At 70.9% G+C, this 21,144-nt stretch carries 18 protein-coding genes, 2 tRNA genes and 1 pseudogene; 8 read left to right on the top strand and 13 right to left on the bottom strand.

Annotated elements, in window-relative coordinates; genetic code table 11:
- Positions 1-28 precede the first annotated feature (28 nt).
- The 6 genes from AB0B94_RS29935 to AB0B94_RS29960 form a co-directional block, all read right to left on the bottom strand.
- Positions 29-105 (bottom strand) — tRNA-Met (locus tag AB0B94_RS29935).
- A 135-nt stretch (positions 106-240) separates the two neighbouring features.
- A tRNA-Met gene (locus tag AB0B94_RS29940) sits at positions 241-314 on the bottom strand.
- 87 nt (positions 315-401) lie between these two features.
- Positions 402-1,340: a hypothetical protein gene (locus AB0B94_RS29945; RefSeq protein ID WP_357288077.1), complete on the bottom strand. Its 939-nt coding sequence runs from the start codon at positions 1,338-1,340 to the stop codon at positions 402-404.
- Complete coding sequence (locus tag AB0B94_RS29950) at positions 1,330-1,839, bottom strand: SigE family RNA polymerase sigma factor (RefSeq protein ID WP_357288081.1); 510 nt, start codon at positions 1,837-1,839, stop codon at positions 1,330-1,332. Before AB0B94_RS29950 ends, AB0B94_RS29945 begins: the two co-directional genes overlap by 11 nt.
- Positions 1,840-2,030: 191 nt before the next feature.
- Positions 2,031-5,015: a UPF0182 family protein gene (locus AB0B94_RS29955; RefSeq protein ID WP_357288274.1), complete on the bottom strand. Its 2,985-nt coding sequence runs from the start codon at positions 5,013-5,015 to the stop codon at positions 2,031-2,033.
- A 96-nt stretch (positions 5,016-5,111) separates the two neighbouring features.
- Entirely contained in the window at positions 5,112-6,125 is a 1,014-nt protein-coding gene (locus tag AB0B94_RS29960; protein WP_357288084.1) for a PDZ domain-containing protein, read from the bottom strand.
- A gap of 115 nt (positions 6,126-6,240) precedes the next feature.
- Between AB0B94_RS29960 and AB0B94_RS29965 the strand changes: the two genes are divergently transcribed.
- On the top strand, positions 6,241-7,593 hold the full coding sequence (locus AB0B94_RS29965; protein WP_357288088.1) for a zinc-dependent metalloprotease: 1,353 nt from the start codon (positions 6,241-6,243) through the stop codon (positions 7,591-7,593).
- 165 nt (positions 7,594-7,758) lie between these two features.
- Here the strand turns inward: AB0B94_RS29965 and AB0B94_RS29970 are convergent, their stop codons facing one another.
- Together AB0B94_RS29970 and AB0B94_RS29975 are read right to left on the bottom strand one after the other, a co-directional pair.
- On the bottom strand, positions 7,759-8,367 hold the full coding sequence (locus tag AB0B94_RS29970; protein ID WP_357288091.1) for a hypothetical protein: 609 nt from the start codon (positions 8,365-8,367) through the stop codon (positions 7,759-7,761).
- Between the two features lie 536 nt (positions 8,368-8,903).
- Positions 8,904-9,437 (bottom strand): M48 family metallopeptidase, encoded by a 534-nt coding sequence (locus tag AB0B94_RS29975; protein WP_238668215.1) that lies wholly within the window; start codon positions 9,435-9,437, stop codon positions 8,904-8,906.
- A gap of 513 nt (positions 9,438-9,950) precedes the next feature.
- Here AB0B94_RS29975 and AB0B94_RS29980 point away from each other — a divergent pair.
- The 3 genes from AB0B94_RS29980 to AB0B94_RS29990 all read left to right on the top strand — a co-directional run bounded on the left by AB0B94_RS29980 (position 9,951) and on the right by AB0B94_RS29990 (position 12,798).
- The gene (locus AB0B94_RS29980; RefSeq protein ID WP_167457767.1) at positions 9,951-10,121 is read left to right on the top strand and encodes a DUF5679 domain-containing protein; all 171 of its coding nucleotides are present in this window, start codon (positions 9,951-9,953) and stop codon (positions 10,119-10,121) included.
- A gap of 221 nt (positions 10,122-10,342) precedes the next feature.
- Complete coding sequence (locus AB0B94_RS29985; protein ID WP_357288096.1) at positions 10,343-11,455, top strand: hypothetical protein; 1,113 nt, start codon at positions 10,343-10,345, stop codon at positions 11,453-11,455.
- Positions 11,452-12,798, top strand: a complete 1,347-nt coding sequence (locus tag AB0B94_RS29990; protein WP_357288099.1) for an AarF/ABC1/UbiB kinase family protein — start codon at positions 11,452-11,454, stop codon at positions 12,796-12,798. The genes AB0B94_RS29985 and AB0B94_RS29990 overlap by 4 nt, the downstream gene beginning before the upstream one ends.
- Positions 12,799-13,115: 317 nt before the next feature.
- On the opposite strand, the gene AB0B94_RS29995 is transcribed toward AB0B94_RS29990, so the two are convergent.
- The 3 genes from AB0B94_RS29995 to AB0B94_RS30005 all read right to left on the bottom strand — a co-directional run bounded on the left by AB0B94_RS29995 (position 13,116) and on the right by AB0B94_RS30005 (position 16,147).
- The gene (locus AB0B94_RS29995; protein WP_030490434.1) at positions 13,116-13,481 is read right to left on the bottom strand and encodes a WhiB family transcriptional regulator; all 366 of its coding nucleotides are present in this window, start codon (positions 13,479-13,481) and stop codon (positions 13,116-13,118) included.
- Between the two features lie 130 nt (positions 13,482-13,611).
- A complete protein-coding gene (locus AB0B94_RS30000) occupies positions 13,612-13,860 on the bottom strand; it encodes a hypothetical protein (RefSeq protein ID WP_357288103.1) in 249 nt (82 codons plus the stop codon).
- Positions 13,861-13,981: 121 nt separating this feature from the next.
- Positions 13,982-16,147, bottom strand: coding sequence for an ATP-dependent DNA helicase UvrD2 (locus tag AB0B94_RS30005; protein WP_357288106.1), 2,166 nt, complete (start codon positions 16,145-16,147; stop codon positions 13,982-13,984).
- A 92-nt stretch (positions 16,148-16,239) separates the two neighbouring features.
- Here AB0B94_RS30005 and AB0B94_RS30010 point away from each other — a divergent pair, with 92 nt between their 5' ends.
- Positions 16,240-16,482 (top strand): mycoredoxin, encoded by a 243-nt coding sequence (locus AB0B94_RS30010; RefSeq protein ID WP_030337579.1) that lies wholly within the window; start codon positions 16,240-16,242, stop codon positions 16,480-16,482.
- Positions 16,483-16,687: 205 nt separating this feature from the next.
- Here the strand turns inward: AB0B94_RS30010 and AB0B94_RS30015 are convergent.
- Positions 16,688-17,881: pseudogene (locus AB0B94_RS30015) on the bottom strand (MFS transporter); the annotation flags it as partial.
- Between the two features lie 214 nt (positions 17,882-18,095).
- On the opposite strand from AB0B94_RS30015, the gene AB0B94_RS30020 reads away from it, so the two are divergent.
- The 3 genes from AB0B94_RS30020 (at position 18,096) to AB0B94_RS30030 (ending at position 19,903) form a co-directional block, all read left to right on the top strand.
- Entirely contained in the window at positions 18,096-19,076 is a 981-nt protein-coding gene (locus AB0B94_RS30020) for a helix-turn-helix transcriptional regulator (RefSeq protein ID WP_357288109.1), read from the top strand.
- A gap of 74 nt (positions 19,077-19,150) precedes the next feature.
- Positions 19,151-19,390 (top strand): DUF397 domain-containing protein, encoded by a 240-nt coding sequence (locus tag AB0B94_RS30025; RefSeq protein ID WP_112583698.1) that lies wholly within the window; start codon positions 19,151-19,153, stop codon positions 19,388-19,390.
- 237 nt (positions 19,391-19,627) lie between these two features.
- On the top strand, positions 19,628-19,903 hold the full coding sequence (locus AB0B94_RS30030) for a hypothetical protein (RefSeq protein WP_091406149.1): 276 nt from the start codon (positions 19,628-19,630) through the stop codon (positions 19,901-19,903).
- 125 nt (positions 19,904-20,028) lie between these two features.
- On the opposite strand, the gene nudC is transcribed toward AB0B94_RS30030, so the two are convergent.
- Entirely contained in the window at positions 20,029-20,988 is a 960-nt protein-coding gene (gene nudC / locus AB0B94_RS30035; protein ID WP_238668222.1) for an NAD(+) diphosphatase, read from the bottom strand.
- Between the last annotated feature and the right edge of the window lie 156 nt (positions 20,989-21,144).

Consider the following 21,144-nt stretch of genomic DNA (forward strand, 5'->3'; position numbering starts at 1 on the left):
GTGGGGGCCGGACTCATATCACTTTCAGTGGTAGCGGGGACAGGATTTGAACCTGCGACCTCTGGGTTATGAGCCCAGCGAGCTACCGAGCTGCTCCACCCCGCGTCGACTGGTTAAGACTAGCTCACCCGTTCCGGGCGATGATCAGTGGGGTCGGCATCCGCTGTGGCCGGCGTCCCGGAATGTCGAAAGCCCGCCTCCGGTGCACCGGAGACGGGCTTCGAACTGGTGTTTCTCTCGTAGCGGGGACAGGATTTGAACCTGCGACCTCTGGGTTATGAGCCCAGCGAGCTACCGAGCTGCTCCACCCCGCGTCGGTTCGCTAACCGTAGCGCACCGACCCGGGACACCGCAAAGCGACTCCGATACCGCCGACACGGACAGCTCTGACCTGGGCGTTGTCAGCCGAGCCAGTTCTCGATCGCCGCAACCGCCCGTCGACTGTCGGCATCGACCTGGGACCGAACGGCCGCCGTGTGCTCCCAACCCTGCTCCCAGAGCACAGTCACCACGTCGCCGACCCGGACCGCCCGGACCAGCCGAACCTCCTCCGTACCCGGCTCGCCCATCCCGTCCGGCATCGGGGCCCGCATCTCGAACAGCACCGACCCGTCCCCGTACACCCCGGGGGCCAGCAGCCGCTGTCGCCACGTCCTGTTGTCGTCGGGCAGCTTCTGGTCGGGGCAGCCGCGCACTGCCTGCCGCAACTCCCGCAACGCGTCGTCGGCACGGCCCGCCCGGTAGATGGTGATGGTGTGCCGGTAGCTGCCGTCCGGCACGTGCCCCGTCGGCGTCTGGGAAAACTTGTAGGCCAGGTAGCGACCACGGCGGTGGACCATTGCCGAGTCGCTGGGCAGGCGCGCGCCGCACAGCGTCGGCAGTGCCGGACCCTCCCCCGAGGATTCCAGTCCGGTCCGATTCGGGGCCGCCAGCAGGAAGAAGGCGCGGTCCGGGATCGAGGTGGGCGGCCGAGGTGCCGCCGGTCCGGTGGCCGGCTGCGACGGCGTCCCGCTCGGGGTGGTCCGCGACGGCGGCGGGGACGACTGTGTCGACGCCGGGGTCGGCGTGAGTGACGGCCGGGAGGTCGCGGTCGCCCCGGTCGGCGGAGGGCCCGGGGTGTCGGCGGGCGGCGGCAGCGGTGCGGAGCCGTCCGCCGGGTACGCCAGTCGGCCACCGACGGCAACCCCGCCCACGAGCAGCGCCACCGCGAGCGTCGAGCCGGCTACCCGGGCCCGGGCCCGCCGGTCGGCGAACCGCCGAAGCGACTCGGGATGGGTCAGCTCGTGCCCGTCCGCGACGGTGCTGAGCGACCGGTACAGGTCAGAGAGTTCAACTGACATCGTTCGCCTCCAACTCCACTGCGCTGAGGTCGGGCAGCAGCGCGGCCAGCCGGGACCGGCCTCGGGACAGCCAGGACTTCACGGTGCCGACCGGGACGTCGGTCTCCCGGGCGATCTCCTCGACGGACATGTCGAAGAGGTAGTGCAGGGCCAGTGCCTGCCGGTGCGTGGCGGGCAACTGCCGGAGCGCTCCGGCCAGGAGCACCCCGTCCTCGCTGGGCGGGGGTGCGACCGCCGGCGGTCCGGTGCGGCTCAGCACCACCCGCCAACGGTGCAGGCGTCGCCAGCGGTCGGTCGCCAGCCGGGCCACCACGAGCCGCAGCCACGCCTCCGGCGCCGGATGCGACGACAGTCGCCCCCACTGCCGCCAGGCCCGGGTGTACGCCTCCTGCACCAGGTCCTGCGCCTCGCTGTGGTCGCCGGCGACCGCATAGCCGTACCGCAGCGTCCGCCGGGCGGTGCTGCGGTAGAAGTCATCGAAGCTCTGCGCGTCCCGCACGACTGTTCCCCCTCGTCCCCACCCCGTTGCAATGAGGACGGCGGACCGGCGCCGCAGGTTGCGGGCCTGGGCGGTGCTGTCGGTGACGTGACAGATACCCACAGATCAGGACAACGGCCGAGCCCCCGTCGCTCGGACCTGATGTGGTCCGCGCGACGAGGGCTCGGGGAGGAACTGCGTGCGGTGCCGGGTCAGCCGCCAGCACTCGGGCTGGCACCCGGCGCACCGGCAGCCTGCTGCGCCTGCTGGAACGCGGTGAGCGCCTCGTCGAGGGCCTTCAGCGCACGCCCGTACCGCTCGAAGTCGCCCGACGTCTGCGCGGCCCGGACCTCGGTGATCGCCGTCTGCACCCGGTCCGCGGCGGCAGCCAGGTCACCTGTCGGCGGCGGGGTGCCGGCGCTCGGGGTGGGCGTCGGCGTCGCCGAGCCCGAAGGCGTCGGCGTGGGCGTGGGCGTCGTCGGGTTGCCCCCGGTCGTCGGCGGCGGCGACGTGCCCTGCCCGGCCTTCTTCCCCTGCTCGACCAACTGCTTGATGCCATCGTTGATGTTGTCGGCGAGAGCCACGAAGGAGCCGCCGTCACCGTACGAGAGCAGCACTTTCTGCAACAGCGGGTACGCGTCCTGCTGGTTGCTCTTCACGTAGACCGGCTCGACGTAGAGCATCCCGTCGGCGAACGGCAACGAGAGCAGGTTGCCGTACTGCACCTGCGCCTGGTTGCTGGAGAGCAGGTTGAGCTGCTGACGGATGTTCGCGTTGTTCGTCATCTGCTGGTGCACCTGCACCGGGCCGGAGATCCGGGTCTGATCCGGCAACTCCAGCACCTCCAGCCGAGGCTTTCCGTCGACGTACGACCCGGAGATCAGCGCCGCGAGGTTCTGCCGGCCGTTCGGGGTGACCGCCGAGGTGAGCTGGAACCGGGGGCTCTCCTGGCCCGGGAACTGGGTGAACAGGTAGTACGGAGGCTGCTTCTGACCGCTGTCCGGGGCGTCCGGCACGTTGGGCACCTGCCAGAAGTCCTGTGCGGAGTAGAAGTCACCAGGGTTCGTCACGTGGAACTTGGTCAGCAGGTTGCGCTGCACCTTGAACATGTCCGCCGGGTAGCGCAGGTGCTCGCTCAACTCGACCGGGATCTCCGCCTTCGGCAGCACCAGGTCACCGCCGAACGCCTTGTTCCACGCCTTGAGCACCGGGTCGGTGTCGTCGTACTCGTAGAGCTTCACAGTGCCGTCGTACGCGTCGACAGTGGCCTTCACCGAGTTGCGCATGTAGTTGACGTCTTCCCGGGCCAGTTGGAAGGTGCCCCGGTTGGTCAACTCGTCGGTGGTCTCGGTCTGCAGGTTGACCTTCTCCGCGTACGGGTAGGAGGCCGCCGTGGTGTAGCCGTCCACGATCCACTGCACCCGACCGTCGACCACCGCCGGGTACGGGTCGCCGTCCAGCGTGAGGAACGGCGCGACCTTCTCCACCCGGTCGCGCGGGTTGCGCACGTAGAGCAGCTTGGAGTCCTTGTTGACCGCCTCGGAGAGCAGGAAGTTCGACTCCTGCTCCTTGATGGCGTACAGCAGTCGCCGGGTGAAGGAGCCGATCTCCACACCGCCCTCACCGGTGTAGGTGTAGGACTCGCCGCCGCCCTCACCGACCGGCCTGTCGAACTCGGCCTTCTTGTTCGGGTCGGACTGCCCGACGATGGCGTAGTCGTCGGCCGCCATCCGCTCGCCGTAGTAGATGCGCGGCTGCTTGGCCGGAATCTGCTCGGTCTGCGAGGAGCACGCCTCCTGGGTCTTCTCGCCGAGGAACCCGGAGACGAAGAACGGCTGCCCGCCGCAGACCACCTGGTTGGCCGGGGCGGCCACCAGCCCGTACCCGTGGGTGTAGACGGTGTGCCGGTTGATCCAGGTGTTCTGCTGGTCGGTCAGCTCGCCGTAGTTGATCTCCCGGACGCCGACCACGTAGTCGGAGACCTTGCCGTTCACCCCGTACCGGTCGATGTCCAGCTTCGGACCGAAGTCGTAGAAGCCACGCACCTGCTGGAGCTGGGTGTACGTCTCGCTGACCAGTTGCGGGTCGAGCAGCCGCACGTTCGACACCACAGCGGTGTCGGTGGCCAGGTTCCCCGGCGGGGTGAGGTTGTTCGCCGCGTACGGGGTCGTCTCGGTGGCCCCCAACCCGAACGCCGCGCGCGTCGCGTCGATGCTGCGCTGGATGTACGGCGCTTCCTTGTCCTTGGCGCTCGGCTTGACCTCGAAGGTCTGCACCGCCCAGGGGTAGATGCCGCCGATGGCCACCGCTGACACGCCGAGCAGCGCCAGCGAGATCCCCGGCCAGACCAGGTTCCGCATCCAGGCGTTGGAGAACACGAGGATCGCGATGGCCACCACGATCGAGATGTAGGCGAGGATCTCCTTCGCCGGCAGCAACGCGTTGACGTCGGCGTAACCGGCGCCGTACAACTTGGCGCCCTCGTTGTACTCCAGCAGCATGGCCCGCCGGTCCAACACGTACGCGATCGCCTTCAACAGCACGAAGACCGCGACCAGGGTGCTCAGGTGCGCGCGGGCCGCGTTGCTCATCCGGTCGCCGACGCCCTGCAGGCGGACCCCGCCGAAGAGGTAGTGCACCGCCAGCGCGCCGATCACGGCCAGCACCACAGCGGTGAAGGCGACCCCGAGCAGGTAACGCCAGAACGGTAGTTGGAAGACGTAGAAGCCGATGTCGACCCCGAACTCCGGGTCCTTGATGCCGAAGTCACCGCCGTTGCGGAAGAGCAGCCACTGGTTCCACCGGTTCTGCGCGGAGAGACCGGCGAAGAGCCCGACCACCGCTGCGGTCAGCGAGATCCAGGTGCCGAGCCGCGGGCTGAGCACCATCCGGTAGCGCTCCAGGGTCGCCTGCTCCACCGAGTGCGGACGCAGTCGCGGGCGCAACCGGTAGGCCAGCCAGAGGTTGCCACCGACGATCACCGCCATGCCGAGGCCGATGGCGAGGAAGAGCACCAGCCGGGTGAGCAGGACGCCGGTGAAGACCTCGGTGTAGCGGACCTCGTCGAACCAGAGCCAGTCGGTCCACGCCTGGACGCCCCAGCCGAGCAGGGTGAAGAGCACGAACACCCCGACCAGGACCGCGATGGTGACGCGCCCGCGCCGGCTCATCCTCGGGAGGGGGCTGCTGCTACGCATGACCACTGTTGGCTCCGCACGCTCGATATGATCGGCTCCGACCAGGCACCCAGAGTACGGGGTGTTCCTGAGCGTGTCGGGGCACGGTCACACCGGTCAGCAACGCGTCGGCTGACCACCGGTACGCAACGTCTCCAGAGCGGTCATCGCCTCGTCCAACGAGCCCACCCGCAACAGCGGCAGATCGGGCTGCGGATTGCGCACCGCCTCCGCGCAGTTGTCCGCCGGCACCAGGAAGACCTTCGCCCCGGCGCGCTTGGCGCCCACCAGCTTCTGGGCGATCCCGCCGATCGGGCCGACGGCGCCCTCGTCGTCGATGGTGCCGGTGCCGGCGATGACCTGACCGCCGGTGAGGTCGGCCGGGGTCAACTTGTCCACGATCCCCAGGGCGAACATCAGACCGGCGCTCGGCCCACCGATGTCGCCCAGGTCGATGCCGAGGGTGAACGGGTGCGGCTGCTGCTGATCGATCTCGACACCGATCCGCGGTCGGCCGTCTTGCTCCTGGCTGGTCACCGTCGCGGTGGCCGGCACACCGTCACGGGTGTAGCCGATGCTCAACGCGGTGCCCGCCGGCTTGGCCCGGACCAGCTCGGTGACCTTCGCCGCCACCGGCACCGGCTGGCCGTCGACCGAGGTGATCAGGTCGCCGGCCTTCAGCGCACCGGCCGCCGGACCGTCCCCGGCCACCGTCTTGATCACCACCTGCACCGGAAAGCCCAACTCCCGCAGCGCGGCGGTCTCCGCGCTGGTCTGCGACGCCTTGAAGTCCTCGGCGTTGCGCTGCTCGACCTGCTCCGTCGACTCCCCCGGCGGGTAGACCAGCTCACGCGGCACCACCGCCTCGTCGTCGGAGAACCAGCCCGCGATCGCCCCCCGCAACCGCACAGTGGGTTGCACCCCCACCGTGGTCAGCCGCAACTGGCCGGCCGAGGTCGAGGTCTCCCGACCGGAGACCTGGATGACCTCCTTACCGTCGCTCGTACCGAGGGTGTTCACAGTCGGCCCTGGGCCCAGCACCACGTACGGAATCGGCACCCGGAGCACCCCGATGCTCAGCAGGGCGGTGAACAGGGCACCGAGCAGGACCGTCAGGCCACGACGTCTCATGCCGCAGAGCGTACCGACCAGCTGCGGGTCACCCGCCGGATGCGCCGCGCGACTTCGCCCTCAGCGCAACGCCAGCGGCGGCTACCTGGGGCGCGGTCCGCGTACCGTAGATGTCGTGCCTGATATTCCGTTCGGTTTCGCGCTCCCGGGTGGGCAGCCACCAGACCCCAACGATCCCGCGCAGATGCAGCAGTTCATGTCGCAGTTGCAGCACCTGCTCTCCGCGCCGGGCAGCGGGCCGGTCAACTGGGACCTGGCCCGGCAGGTAGCAGCCAGCCAACTCGCGGCCGCCGGTGACCCGGCAGTGTCGATGTACGAGCGCAACGCGGTCGAGGAAGCGCTGCGCCTCGCCGACCTGTGGCTGGAGCCCGCCTCGGCGTGGCCCTCCGGCATCCAGAACCCCGTTGCGTGGAACCGCAACGAGTGGATCTTCAAGACGCTTGACGTGTGGCGCAAGCTCTGCGACCCCGTCGCCAGCCGGATGGTCGGTGCGATGGGCGACCTGGTGCCACCGGAGGCCCGCGCCCAGCTCGGCCCGATGCAGTCGATGGTGGCCTCCCTCGGTGGCGCGCTCTTCGGCGGTCAGCTGGGCCAGGCCCTCGGTTCGCTCGCCGCCGAGGTGCTCTCCGCCGGCGACATCGGGCTGCCGCTCGGCCCGGCCGGCACGGCCGCGCTGATCCCGGCCAACATCCGGGCGTACGGCGAGGGCCTGGAGCTGCCCGAGGACGAGGTCCGCCTCTACGTGGCGCTGCGCGAGGCCGCTCACCAGCGGCTGTTCCAGCACGTCCCGTGGCTGCGTGGGCATGTGCTCAGCGCCGTCGAGATGTACGCCTCGGGCATCCGGGTCAACCGGGAGGCGATCGAGGAGGCGATGGGCCGGGTCGACCCGACCGACCCCGAGTCGATGCAGGCGATCGCCCTGGAGGGCATCTTCACCCCGGAGGACACCCCGGCGCAGAAGGCCTCGCTGGCCCGCCTGGAGACCGCACTCGCCCTGGTCGAGGGCTGGGTGTGCCACGTCGTGGACAGCGCCGCCAGCGACCGGCTGCCCAACGTCGTCCGGCTGGGCGAGGCGTTCCGCCGTCGCCGGGCCGCCGGCGGTCCCGCCGAGCAGACCTTCGCCGCGCTGGTCGGTCTGGAACTGCGTCCCCGCCGACTGCGCGAGGCCGCGGCGCTCTGGGCCGCGCTCACCCAGCACCGTGGCATCGAGGGCCGCGACGCCGTCTGGGGGCACCCTGACCTGCTCCCGTCTGACGACGACTTCGCCGACCCGGTCGCCTTCGCGATGAACGACATGGACCTCAGCGAGCTGGACAGCTTCGACTTCACCGCCCCCGGCGGGGTGGAGGAGAAGGCCCCCGGCCAGTCCGATCAGCCCGGTCCGTCGGGTCAGTCCGGTCCGTCGGGTCAGACGGGTCAGCCCGGTCCGTCCGACGAGACCGACGGCGAGGGCGACGCCAAGTCCTGACCCCCATCGACTGCCCGCGCCGCGGGTGCCCGTAGATCCACAGCGGCCACCCGCGGCGCGTTCGGCAGTGCCGACGGTTCAGCGTTGCCGACAGCTCAGCGTTCGGGCGATGCCGACGGTTCAGCGTTGCCGACGGTTCAGCGTTCGGCGGTATCGCCCGACGGTTCAGGTGGGTCGGCCCGACCCGGAGAGCAGGGCGCGGGTCGCTTCCCAACCCTCGAAGGCCGGGTCCAGCGTGGCCAGGTCAGCCGGGCCGCGCAGTCGTCGCCAGCCGGTGGTGACCGCCACGTCACCCGGGCGCGGGGCGTTGGCGCGCGCCTCGGCCGGCGTCGCCGTGTCCAGCTCCAGCGTCGGCAGCCACTGCGGCGCGGGCAGTCGGACCGCGACCCCGAGCAGACCCCTGCCGCCGCCCTCGACCGGAGCCACAGCGACCGGCCTGCTGCTGAGTGGGCGGAGCAGCTTGCCGACGGTCAGCGCGGGCAGGTCGGGCACGTCCCCGACCAGCACTGCCGCCTGGTCGTAACCCTCAAGCGCGGCGAACACGGCATTCGGCGTCGGCTCGGCCACCTCGTACACCGCCGTGCCTGGCCACACCAACGCATCGGCCAGGGCCCGGTCGGCCGGGGTCACCGCGACCGCGACCTCCACCTCGTTGAGCGTGGCGAACAGGTCGATGACGTCCTCCGCGAGCGCCGCTCGCCATTGCGCCAGGTCGACGCCGGGCGGCGACCAGTGCACCGGCCCGAGCATCGCCACCACCACCCGTCGCGCCATCCCCCGACCCTAGCGCTCCATCAAACCCGGCCATCCCACCCGGCCCGACCCACGTAGCTGAGGCCAACCAACCCGCCGACCCACCCCACCCCAAGACCGAACCAAGCCGCCAGCCCACCCAAGGCCGACCAAGCCGCCAGCCCGCCCACCCGAGGCCAACCAACCCGACGCAAACCATCCGACCCGGACAATTCGACCCTGCCTCGGAGCGGCCCCGTGCGGCTCGGCGTCATGATCGACTCGGCTTCCTGGAAGTCGCGGTGTCCCGGCAGCCTGGACAGCGCGGTTTTCAGGAAGGCGAGTCGATCTAGGCCGATCGCGCGTCAGACAGCGGTCGGCGCTCGGCACGGCGCCCAGGGGTTCGACGCGCGATGCCCGAAGAGCCCGACGCCCCAAGAACGCGACGCCCCAAGAACGCGACGCCCCAAGAACGCGACGCCCGAAGAGCGCCAGGCCCGAAGAGCGCCACGCCTGACGAGCGTGGCGCGGGTCCGAAAGGTTCGACGGGCTGCGCCAGCGCCTCGGGGGGGTGTGGGTCAGGTGGGGAGCGGTGCGCAGGAGGAGGCGGCGGCGACACCTTCGAGGTAGCCACGGGCGCGTTCGGACTTGGGGTAGCGACCGACCAGCGCCCAGAACCGGGCGTTGTGGCTGGGCACGATGAGGTGCGCCAACTCGTGCAGCAACACGTAGTCGATCACCCATTCGGGCATCTCCTGGACGCGGTGCGAGATTCGGATGCTGCGGTCCGCCGGCGTGCAGGAGCCCCACCGGCCGTTCTGGTTGGTGACCCATCGGACGCTGGCCGGCACCGCCTTCGTGGCATATCCGGCGAGGTAGAGGTCGATGAGCCGATTGGCGCGTTCCAGCAGCTCGGCGTCGGACCGGGCGAGGCGCCCCTCCCGGGCGGCGAGCCGGGCGAGCATCCGGTCGACCCACTCGCTCTCCTCGGCACGGGAGAACTGGTCGGGGATGAGGACGACCACTCGCTCACCGTCACGGTACGCGGACACCGTGCGTCGTCGACGCTGACTGCGCCGCACCTCGACGACCGGCTTGCGCGTCCCCGCCATCACTGGCCCGCGCAGCCTCGACTACGTGTCACGAAGGAAAGCTAATGCCCACTGACCAGGGGTCCGCAAGAGTCAACCGCACGACACGCGCCCAGAAAATGGTGATTGGTCGCCAGGCGTCCCGAAAATTTCTTGACCGTAGCGCCATCGCGCCATCTCGTCACCCTTGGTGAACGCCGATGGCGCCGGTGCGCGGCCCGTATCCACCGTAGGTGATCACCGCCCCGAATGCCGCCGCAGGGGCACTCGCACGGGTGGCTGTCAGGGTTTGGTCGGCGTGTCCCCGCCAAACTGACTTATCCGACCTATTTCGCCATGCACACTCTCGACGTCGACTTGCTCACAGTGTCGATGCACAGCTGACATGGAACTGCCCAGACCTGGGTAGGGTCCGCGGACCAGCGGTCACGAAGGTGGCCGCGGAGTGAGACCCAGCGCCGGCGCCCCGTGTGGCCCGCCGCCGGGCACCCCGCCGGGACGGCATTGACCGGCGGACGAGACGAGGAGGGCACCGTGGCCGACCAGGCCCAGACGACCTACAACGGTTACTGCGTGAAGTGCAAGGAGAAGCGGGACTTCGAGGGGCACGTCGAGGTCTCGAAGACCGGAATGAACATGGCCAAGGGCAAGTGTCCGGTATGCGGTACAACAGTGAACCGCATCCTGGGCAAGGCCAAGGTCTGACCCGAACGGGTGAACGGGGTGGGGTGGCCGGGTGGCCACCCCACCCCCGTTGCCGGATCGGGAGCGCGTGCCACCGCTGCGGTAGCCCTGTCGGGTGACCGACAACGGGCGCGAGGGGCTGTGGAAAACCTGTCAAATCCTGTGGATAGCGCTGGACAGCGGCCTGACCGCCTGTGGACAACGATCGACTGAACGCGAAGATGCGGTCACCATTCGTGACCATGAGCCGCACCGTGCTACCCCGCCCCACCCTGCTGCCCGGCCTCAACCGGCTCTGGCGGGACCGGCACACCCTCCAACTCGGCGTCGGCCCTGGGCCGGCCGCCCTACTGGAGTTGGCCAACCCCCGCGCCGCCCACCTGCTCGACCTGCTCGACGGCACCCGCAGCGAGCGGACCGTGCTGATCGAGGCGGCGTCCGCCCAGGTCAGCGCCGACGACGCGCGTACCCTGCTCGACACCCTGCGGGCCGCCGGCCTGTTGGTGTCCGCGCACAGCCTGCTCCCCCGCGACCTGACCGGCCCGGTCCGCGCCCGGCTCGCGGCGGAGGCCGGCGCGCTGGCCCTGGCCGCCGCCCGGCTGCCCGGCACCCCCGCGCAGGTCCTGCGGAGGCGGCGGGCGGCCCGCGTCCTGCTCACCGGCGCCGGGGCGCTCGGCGGGCCGCTGACGGTGGCGTTGGCCCAGTCCGGTGTGGGGCAGGTGAATCCCCAGCTCACCGGCCCGGTGCGCCCCGTCGACCTGATCGGCACCGGCATCCCCGCCGCCGAACTGGGTCGGCCGCTGGCTCCGGCGGTGCGGGCTGCTGTCAGCCGCGTCGCACCGGGCACCGGCACCCGTCCAAGCCGCGCCGGCCGGATCGACCTGGTGATCCAGCTCGGTACGGACCGGCCTCCGGCGCTGCTCGCCGCCGCTCTCGCCCAGCGCCGGCAGCCACACCTGCTGGTCACGCTGCGCGAGGGCGTACCGGTGATCGGGCCGTTGGTCCGCCCACCCGCCGGGCCCTGCCTGCACTGCGTCGAGCTGCACCGGGCCGACCGCGACCCGGACTGGCCCCGGCTCGCCGCGCAACTCGCCGCCGCCGACCCGATGGCCGCCGCAACGACAGGCACGCTGCTCGTCGCCTGCGGGTACGCCCTGGCCGAGGCGCTGACGCAGCTGGACGGCGGCCAGCCGGAAACGCTGGGTAGTGCCATGGAGATCACCGGTGCCGGCTGTTTCCGTCGTCGGGGTTGGCCGCCGCACCCGGCGTGTGGGTGCTCGCGAGGCCGAGTGTCCGCACCAGCCCGGCCGCAGAGCAGCAGCGGGGCCCTCCGGTCGGTAACAATGACCGGGTGACCGACATCCCGCGCCGCGCCGTGTCCCGCACCGCCAAGCTCGCCGCCCTGCCGCTCGGCTTCGCCGGCCGGACCGTTCTCGGGATGGGAAAGCGCGTCACCGGGCTGGCCTCCGACGTGATCTCCGCGGAGATTCAGCAGCGCACCGCCGAGCAGCTGTTCAGCGTGCTGGGCCAGCTCAAGGGCGGGGCGATGAAGTTCGGCCAGGCGCTGTCGGTCTTCGAGGCCGCGTTGCCGGAGGAGATCGCCGCGCCCTACCGGCAGGCGCTGACGAAGTTGCAGGAGGCGGCGCCACCGCTGCCGGTCGCCAGCGTGCACAAGGTGCTGGCCGAGCAGCTCGGCCCCGACTGGCGGGACCTGTTCGTCGAGTTCAACGACGTTCCGGCCGCAGCCGCGAGCATCGGTCAGGTGCACCGGGCGCGCTGGCGCGAGCCGGGCTTCGACGAGTCGGGCGAACCGAACGGCCGCGACGTGGCGGTCAAGATCCAGTACCCGGGGGCCGGCGACGCCCTGCTCGCCGACCTCAAGCAGCTCTCCCGACTGGGCGGAATGTTCCGGGCCATCCAGCCCGGCCTGGACGTCAAGCCGCTCCTGGCCGAGCTGCGCGAACGGATCACCGAGGAGTTGGACTACGAGTTGGAGGCCGAGTCGCAGCGCACCTTCGCCGCCGCGTACGCCGACGACCCGGAGATCTACATCCCGGAGGTGGTCAATGCCTCGCCCCGGGTGCTGGTCACCGAATGGGTGACTGGCACCCCGCTGGCCGACATCATCCGCGAGGGCACCGAGGAGGATCGGGACGAGGCGGGTCGGTTGATGGCCACCCTGCACCTCTCCGCACCGCAGCGGGCCGGGCTGCTGCACGCCGATCCGCACCCGGGAAACTTCCGGTTGCTGCCCGACGGTCGGCTCGGGGTGATCGACTTCGGTGCGGTGGCCCGGATGCCGGAGGGCACCCCGGAGCCGATCGGTCGTATCGCCGCGACGGCCCTGCGCGGCGATGCCGACGAGGTGGTGGCGGGGCTGCGGTCGGAGGGGTTCATCGGCTCGGCCGAGGAGATCGACGCCGAAGGGGTGCTCGACTTCATCCGCCCCATGCTGGAGCCCATCGCGGCGGACGGTTTCCGGTTCACCCGGGCCTGGCTGCGGGCCGAGGCGGGTCGACTGGCCAGCCCTCGCTCCCCCACGTACCAGCTGAGCAGGCAGCTCAACCTGCCACCGTCGTACCTGCTGATCCACCGGGTGACGCTCGGGTCGATCGGGGTGCTCTGCCAGTTGGAGGCGAAGGCCCCGTACCGGAGCATCCTGGAGCGCTGGCTGCCCGGCTTCGCCCCGGTCGCCTGACCACACCAAGGCCCGGGCGGCTGACCACATGGGGAAGGGCGGGTGCCGGTCGGCACCCGCCCTTCTGTGTGAGGTGGTACTAGAGAACGCCCAGGTCGCGAGCCGCCTGATTGCGGCTGGTCATGGCGACGGTACGGGCGGATCGGGTTGCCTCAGTGCTCGTGGTGGTACGACCGGCCTGAGGCCGGCGCATTCGAGCCCGGGTCAACGCTTCGTGGAGTAGTTGCATCTCGAAGGCTCCACTCGGAACGTTCAACATCGTTTTCTCACTCACTGCCGGTGTGACACCGGCGTAGTTGGAACGGGTCGGGAACATGTCAGGCTGCCAGCCGGACCGCACCACGCACCTCGGACAGCCCACTGGCCGCCAGGCGCGCCTCGGCCTCGACCCGAAGCTCGGCGTCACGGGCGACGTCCTCCTTACGCGGACGGCCACGGGGCCGCTTACGCGGGACAACCGCGCCACGCTCGAAGATCTCGCCGCCCCAGACGCCCCACGGCTCCGCTCGCTCAACGGCTCCGGCCAGGCACTCGACACGCAGCGGGCAGTCCCCGCAGAGTGACTTGGCCAGCTCGAGCTCGGTGGGCGAGTCGGAGAACCACAGGTCGGGGTCGAACTTCCGGCAGGGCAGGTTCGCCTCCATCTCGACGCTCATGTCGAGGGGGGCCAACGCCAGACTCATCTCCCGGTCACCTCTCTCTCACTTCGATCTCGTGGATCGCATTCCGACGTACTTACGGCGGGCAAAAAACTGAGGCCGCGGATCCCGGTAAGCGGGTTCCGCGGCCTCGAGGTGAGCCGGAGTCTGATGGTCAGACCGGTTTACCTCGAGGTGGAACGCCGCGGACATCCGTGCGCTTCTTGGCGACCCGGATGCCATTGCCCGTGAAGCCACTGGTCCCCTCGACTCCAGCGGGCGCGACGGTCAGGGTCAGCTCGGCCTGAACCTGGTGCACCTGTGGAACCGACGGTCGTGCGGCCACGAGGGCCACCCGGACAGCCGACATCGGAGCGCAGACAGACGGCATCGCCGCCAGACGCTCATAGGTGAAGATCTTCACGGGTGCCACCTCCCTCACGTTCCTCGAATCGACTGGACCGACCTCGTGAGCAGCCGGAATGGCGCCGCTCGCGTGGTGTGTTCTGAGGCTATTCCTCGCGCCGGGGCGAGGGCAAACGAATTTACGACGAGATTTCGAAAGTTTTCTCCGGGCAGACGTCGTCCACCCCGGCGCCGGCCACGAGGGCCAGCACCGACTCCCCGTAGAGACCCAGCTTGCGAGGGCCGATACCGGCGATGGCGATCAACTCCTCCGACCGGCCCGGTCGCCGCTCGGCCAACGCGACGAGCGTCGCGTCGGTGAAGACCACGTACGCCGGTACCTTCTGCGCACCGGCCACCCGCTGCCGCCACTCGCGCAGCCGTTCGTGCAGCTCATCGTCTATGTCGGACGGGCAGGTCGGGCACCGGCCGAGCTTGCGGTCCGGGCCGGCGAGCAGGGTGGCGCCGCAGATCCGGCAGGAGACGATCTGGGTTCGCCGTCGTTCGGGACTGCGGGCCGGACCGGCGCCGCCGGTCGCCCGTTCGGTGCCGCCGGAACGATCCAGTTGGGGCAGGAACCGCGACGGCCGCCGGGCCCGTCCGCCCGGCGAGCGCGCGGTGGCGTACGACAGCCAGAGCCACTCCCGGGCGCGGGTGATCCCGACGTAGAGCAGCCGGCGCTCCTCCTCGACCTGCTCGACGGTCTTGGCGTACGTGGTGGGCAGGGTGCCCTCGGCGAGGCCGACCAGGAAGACCGCGTCCCACTCCAACCCCTTGGCCGAGTGCAGGGACGCCAGCGTCACGCCGTCCACCGTCGGCACGTGCTGCTGGGCGGCCCGGCGCGCCAACTCCTCGGTGAAGTCGGTGAGGGTGACCGGACGCTCCACCGAGGCGGCTTCGCCGATCGGCACGACCTCGGGGGTGGCCGCGTACTCCTCGGCGAGCTGGACCAGCGCGGACAGCGCCTCCCAGCGCTCGCGGGCGGCGCCGCCGGCCGGGGGCGCGTCCGGGGCCCAGCCGACGGCGGTGAGCGCCTCGACGACAGCGGCCGGCAGCGGTGTCTCGCCCGGGATCGAGCGGGTCGCGGCACGCAGCGCGACCATCGCCTGGCGCACCTCGGTCCGTTCGAAGAAACGCTCCGCGCCCTGCACCACGTACGGCACCGCGGCCTCGGTGAGCGCCTTCTCGTACGCCTCGGACTGCGCGTTGACGCGGAACAGCACGGCGATCTCCTTCGCCGGCGTGCCCGCGTCGATCAGCGACCGGCAGCGCGCGGCCACCGCGTTCGCCTCGGCCGGCTCGTCGGTGAAGATCCGCAGGTCCGGCTCGGGGCCGGGTGGGCGTTGCCCGCTCAACTCCAGCCGCAGGCGCGCCTCGGTGCCCCGGGCCTGGGAGATCACCGCATTGGCCAGCCCGACCACCTGCGGGGTGGAGCGGTAGTCACGGACCAGCCGTACCACAGTGGCGTTGCGGTGCCGGCGGGGAAAGTCGACGAGGTACGCCGAGGTCGCCCCGGTGAACGAGTAGATCGTCTGGCTGGCGTCGCCGACCACCGTCAGGTCGTTGCGGCCGGCCAGCCAGGCGTCCAGCAACCGCTGCTGGAGTGGGTTGACGTCCTGGTACTCGTCGACCACGAAGTGCCGGTACTGGCCGCGGATCTGCTCGCCGACGTCCGGGTGCTCCTCGATGCCCCACACCGCCGCCCGCAGCATGTCCTCGAAGTCGATCACGCCGTTCGACCGCTTGAGCTGCTCGTACGCGGTGAACACGTCGGCGACCTTTGTCGGCTCGTGCGGTGTGTCGCGCAGCGCCCGCGCCGCGGCCACCACGTAGTCCGTCGGCTCGACCAGCGACGACTTCGCCCACTCGATCTCGCCGGCCAGGTCGCGGGCGGCGGCCCGGTCGGTACGCAGGCCGACCCGGGCCGCGGCGAGGGTGACCAGTCGTACCTTGCTGTCCAGCAGTTCGGGCATGGCGCGGCCGGACAGCAACCGGGGCGCGAAGTACCGCACCTGGCGCAGCGCGGCAGCGTGAAATGTCCGCGCCTGGACACCGTGCGCACCGAGCAGAGTGAGACGGTGTCGCATCTCGGCGGCGGCGCGGGCGGTGAAGGTGACAGCGAGCACGTGCCGCGGGGAGATCTCCCCGGAGAGCGCCCGGTGGGCGATTCGGGACGTGATCGCCCGGGTCTTGCCGGTGCCGGCGCCGGCCAGGATGCAGACCGGGCCGGCAGGTGCGGTCACGGCGGAGCGTTGCTCCGGGTCCAGCCCGGCGAGCACCTGTTCCGACGCTGAGTGAACCACCACAACCAGGAATCATCTCAGCTCCTCCCAGCGTTGCAGCGAACAGCCTCGGCTTGATCCGCAAGCCGCGGCCGGAGGAGTTGGAGGATCCGAGGATGCTGACGATGTATTCCACCCCCTGGTGCGGCTACTGTCACCGGCTGAAGTCGCAGCTCGACCGGGAGGGCATCGGGTACGAGGTGGTCGACATCGAGCAGGACCCGAAGGCCGCGGAGTTCGTGATGAGCGTCAACGGTGGCAACCAGACGGTGCCGACGCTGCGCTTCGCCGACGGCAGTGCCCTGACGAATCCCTCGATCACCCAGGTGAAGCAGCACCTGGAGACGCTCAACGCCTGATCTGCCGGTTCATTCTCGGTGCGCGGCCGCCCCGTCCGGGGCGGCCGCTCGTCGTGTTCGGGAACGGGCCACGGTCGGTGGGCACCGGAAGCACTGGCCGGTCGACGTCCTCGGCCGGACGGCGGGGTGCCGGAAGCACTGGTCGGTCGGCGTCCGCGGCCGGACGGCGGGGTGCCGGAAGCGTCGGGCGGGTGGGCGGCGTCGGCGGGCGGGCCCCGGTCGGCGCGCTCAGGTGCCGGCCCCGCCACAGGTAGCCTCCGGCGGCCAGGGTGGCCACCCCGACCAGCGCGAACAGCAGCCGGTAGTCCAGGAACCCGACCAGCAGGGCACCTGCCCCGATGGAGACCGCCTGCGGCCCGCTGACCACCGCCTGGGTGGCTGCGGCGACCCGGCCGACAAGCGTAGGCGGCGTGCGGCGCTGGATCAGCGTGTGCAGACCCACCATCGTCAGCGGGAGGGAGACCCCGGCCAGCAGCACCGCCGCGAACCCGAGCCACAGATCGGGAAAAGCGAGCGCGAGCGCGGCCGGAGAGAAGAAGGCGACACCGGCGGCCAGCGTGCCGACCTCTCCGAGCCGGCGAACCAGCGTCGGTGAGCAGAGTCCACCGAGCAACCCACCGACGCCCTGCACTGTGACGAGCACCCCCACGAACGCGGCATCGCGGTTCAGCCCCTGGTCGACGTAGGCGAAGATGAGCGACTCGCTGAAGCCCATCACCAGTGACCCGAGTCCGTAGCCGAGCAGGGCCCGCCGCAGGGCCGGCTCACCGGCCAGGTGCCGCAGGCCGGCGCCCAGTTCGGCCGGCCACCGCAGCCGTACGGCGGGCGGCAGCTGTTGCGGGGTGGGCAGCGCGGTGACCACCGCCGCCGCGGTCAGAAATCCGACCATGCCGATTCCGGTCAGCGCCCACCCGCCGAGCGCCGCGTAGAGCGCCGCGCCCACCAGCGGGCCGACCAGTCGGATCCCCTGACGTACGGTCTGGAGCACGCCGTTCGCGTCGGCCAGCAGCTCGATCGGCACCATCTCGCGGATGAGCCCACTGAGCGCCGCGCCGAGCGTGATGGACGAGAGCCCGTACAGGGCGGCCACCAGATAGACGACCCACACGTCGCCCGCGTCGTGGACGGTGAACAACGGGGCGAGCAGGGCAGCGGTCAGCACGTTCGCGGCCACGAAGAACGGTCGGCGCGGGTAGCGGTCGACGACCCAGCCGACCAGCGGCGCGAGCGTCATCGGCGCGATGACCGCGAAGATCGTGGCACCGGCCAACCCGTTCGAGCCGGTCAGATCCTTGACCCAGATGGCGAGTGCGAGCAGCAGGATCGACTCGGCGGCCATGCTGGCCAGCAGACCGCCGAAGAGCAGGCGGAAGTCGGGTCGGCGCAGGATCGTGCGCATGGGTCCCTCCGGCGGGATGGCGTGCCCGGGTGGGCGAGGTCGACGGGCCGCGACCGCGGGTCCGTCGTCATCCGGCATTCCCGTGGTGCGATTTTCGCAAGACACGCCCTCGCCGGAACCTCCGACACCGGTCGCGCCGTCCATACTGACCGTGGGGGGCGAATTTCATACAGTTACCGTCGCGTCTGCGGCGGTCGACGGGAAAGAGGACACTGTGCCTCCTGCCGCACCCAGCCCGATCCTGCGTCGTCGCCGGTTGGGCATCGAGCTGCGCCGCCTACGTGAGGCCGCGGGCCTCACCGGCGATCAGGTCATCGAGCGTATCGGTTGGGCCTCCGCGTCCAAACTGTCCCGCTTGGAGAACGGCCGCAGCCGACCGGACCCGCAGGACGTCGGCGACCTGCTCGACCTCTACGGCGCCGACCAGGCGCTGCACGACGAGCTGCTGGGCATCACCAACGAGGCCGGCGACATGCGCGGCTGGTTGAAGAACTTCCCGGTGATGACGCAGCAACAGCGCGGCTGGGCCGAGTTGGAGGCGGGCTGCGCGGAGATCTCCGAGTACAACCCGGTGCTGGTGCCGGGTCTGCTGCAGACCCCCGGGTACGCCCAGCTCCGGATCGTGTCGGCCCGGCAGGTCAACGCGGGCGCTGGCGAGCCGGAGCCCGGCGACGAGCCGGAGACCGAGGTGCAGGCGCGGCTGGCCCGCCAGTCGCTGCTGACCCGGGAGCCGCACGCTCCCCGCTACACGGCGGTGTTGGAGGAGGCGGCTCTCGGCCGCCGGGCCGGGCCGCCGGAGGTGCTGCACGAACAGCTGCTCCAGCTCTGCGAGTTGGCGCTGCTGCCCAATGTGGCCCTGCACGTGCTGCCCCGGGACACCCAGATCGGCAATTGGTACCTTCCGCCGACCGCCTTCTCGGTCTATCGGTTCGCCGATCCCCTCGATCCGGAGACATTGGCCATCGAAGGTGGCTTCACCGACGTCATGTCGACCGAGTCAATCACGCTAAATCGCTATAAAGTGGTGTTCGAGTGGCTATGCACGGCGGCACTTAACGCCTCGGACACCCTCTCCTGGCTGATCGAGGCGACGGGACGGCTGACCGAGGCGACGCCCCCATCCACAGTGGCGTTCGGGCCGGCAACGGCGCCGACCCAACGCCGCCGGGAATCGGGGCGACTGACGGACCGGTGATCCACGGGGGACCCTCCGTCGGGACGTGCGGCACCACTCGTCCCATCGGATCGCTGCACATCAGGAGCAGAACCATGAACGAAATCCGCAACACGCCGTCCGTCTCCGCCCACTCGTTGGCGGACGCCCCGTGGCGTACCAGCACACGCAGCCAGACCTCCAACTGCGTGGAGGTCGCCCCACTGGCCACCGGCCCGTCGGCAGTCGCCCTGCGCGACAGCAAGGACCGGGGCGGCCCGGTGCTGCTGTTCAACCGCGCGGGATGGCTCGGCTTCATCACCGGGGCGAAGAAGGGCCAGTTCGATCTGAACTGATTCGGTGACTGTTACGGGGCCGTCGGCACACTGCCGGCGGCCCCGTCGCGTCGTACCCGGCCGGCTCGGTGGTTCGGCGGCCCGACGACCCCGCTGAGCAGCCATCCGCCGATCGGACGAGGGTCGAAACCGATAGGCGCGTTTCAGTTGCTGAGACGAACACGGGGCGTAACATGGCCCTCGGATACGTGGAACTTCCACACTGGCTCATCCGTCGCGGTTCATCCGGAGACCCTCATGCGGTTCCTGATCGTTCGCACCGACATCCGCGCCGTCGCTGACGGGGACATCGCCGCCGCCTGGGCGGACGGCCACCGACTTCGCGACGAGACGACGACGCCCGAGCCGCGCCGGCAGATCGTGCACGCCGAGGACCGGGACGCCGCGCTGCTACTGGCCCGCGCATTGGCCACCGTCGGCGCGGTCCGCGCCGGCAAGCAGCGGGTCAAGGTCCTCCCGCTGATCGAGTCGCGGCCCGCCTTCCGACACAGACCGGGCCGCACCGGCACCTGACTCCACAGGACGTCCGTCGTGGTCGGACCGGCTCCCCCGCCGCGTTACGTACCCGCTGACCACGACGGCCCGTGTTCCCGGCCCGTGACCGCCGCGGCAACGGCGGCCACGGGTCGGGACCGTGCTCAGCGGTCGGCGTCCATCCAGCCGTCCAGCCACCGGTGGATGAGGAACAGCGCGATCGACGACGGAGGCGGCAGGATCAGCCGGGCCCCGTCGCCCACGTCCACCGTCTGCCCGGCCAGCGCCGCCCCGATCTCCCGGCGAGAGAACCATCGCGCGTACGCGATCTCGGACGGGTCGACCCGCACCGGCTCGGTCGGGTTCGCGGTGGCCAGGAAGCCCAACATCAGCGAGCCGGGGAACGGCCATGCCTGGCTGCCCACGTACCCGATGCGCTCGACCCCGATGCCCACCTCCTCGCGGACCTCGCGCAGCACGGCCGCCTCGGCCGACTCGCCTGGCTCCACGTAGCCGGCCAGGCAGGAGTAGCGGCGACCACCCGGGGTGCCCTGCCAGCCGGCGTTGTTGCCGAGCAGGCAGCGGCCGTCCGGCCCGTCCACGCCGTCGTGGACGAGCACGATCATCGCCGGGTCGGTACGAGGCCAGATCCGCCCGCCATTGCGATCCACCCGGGACCAACCCGCCTCGTCCATAGCGGTCGGCGCGCCGGTGCTCGTCGAGTAGCCGTGTCGGGTGTGCCAGTTGACCAGCGCCAACGCGGTGGTGAAGATGCCGGCCTCCCGATCGGCGAGCAGGTGACCCACCTCCCGGAGATGGACCGCCCGGGTCCCCGGGATCGCCGGAAGCGGCGCGTCGACAGCGAAGACCGGCACCCCGTCCGGCTCGACACCCAGGAACATCGCCATCGACTCTGACCCGGCGGGCACGTCAGCCGCCCCGAACAGCACCAACGTCGGAGGCGACGTCTCGGTGCGGGCCAGCGTCCGACCCTCGTCGGTCGAGTCGAGCAGCAGCACCCGGGCACGCAACCACGCCTCGGTCAACCACTGCGAGTCGCCCCGCCGGTGCGCGGCCCGATCCAGCGTGGACCGCGCCAACGGCGGCGCCGCCTCCCCGCTCACGCCGGCGCTCCGCTTCGCCGCACGCCGCCGCGAGACGGCCCGCTGCTGAACCTCATGGCTCGCTCGCTCCGCTCACTCACGCCGGCGCTCCGCTTCGCCGCACGCCGCCGCGAGACGGCCCGCTGCTGAACCCCACGGCTCGCTCGCTCCGCTCAC

Source organism: Micromonospora sp. NPDC048986 (assembly GCF_040649335.1).
GTDB classification, from domain to species: domain Bacteria; phylum Actinomycetota; class Actinomycetes; order Mycobacteriales; family Micromonosporaceae; genus Micromonospora; species Micromonospora alfalfae.

Coding starts and splice junctions, on each gene's coding strand:
- AB0B94_RS29945 (WP_357288077.1), bottom strand. CDS start 1,340: ATGTCAGTTGAACTCTCTGACCTGTACCGGTCGCTCAGCACCGTCGCG.
- AB0B94_RS29955 (WP_357288274.1), bottom strand. CDS start 5,015: ATGCGTAGCAGCAGCCCCCTCCCGAGGATGAGCCGGCGCGGGCGCGTC.
- AB0B94_RS29960 (WP_357288084.1), bottom strand. CDS start 6,125: ATGAGACGTCGTGGCCTGACGGTCCTGCTCGGTGCCCTGTTCACCGCC.
- AB0B94_RS29970 (WP_357288091.1), bottom strand. CDS start 8,367: ATGGCGCGACGGGTGGTGGTGGCGATGCTCGGGCCGGTGCACTGGTCG.
- AB0B94_RS29975 (WP_238668215.1), bottom strand. CDS start 9,437: ATGGCGGGGACGCGCAAGCCGGTCGTCGAGGTGCGGCGCAGTCAGCGT.
- AB0B94_RS29985 (WP_357288096.1), top strand. CDS start 10,343: ATGAGCCGCACCGTGCTACCCCGCCCCACCCTGCTGCCCGGCCTCAAC.
- AB0B94_RS29995 (WP_030490434.1), bottom strand. CDS start 13,481: ATGAGTCTGGCGTTGGCCCCCCTCGACATGAGCGTCGAGATGGAGGCG.
- AB0B94_RS30010 (WP_030337579.1), top strand. CDS start 16,240: ATGCTGACGATGTATTCCACCCCCTGGTGCGGCTACTGTCACCGGCTG.
- AB0B94_RS30025 (WP_112583698.1), top strand. CDS start 19,151: ATGAACGAAATCCGCAACACGCCGTCCGTCTCCGCCCACTCGTTGGCG.
- AB0B94_RS30030 (WP_091406149.1), top strand. CDS start 19,628: ATGCGGTTCCTGATCGTTCGCACCGACATCCGCGCCGTCGCTGACGGG.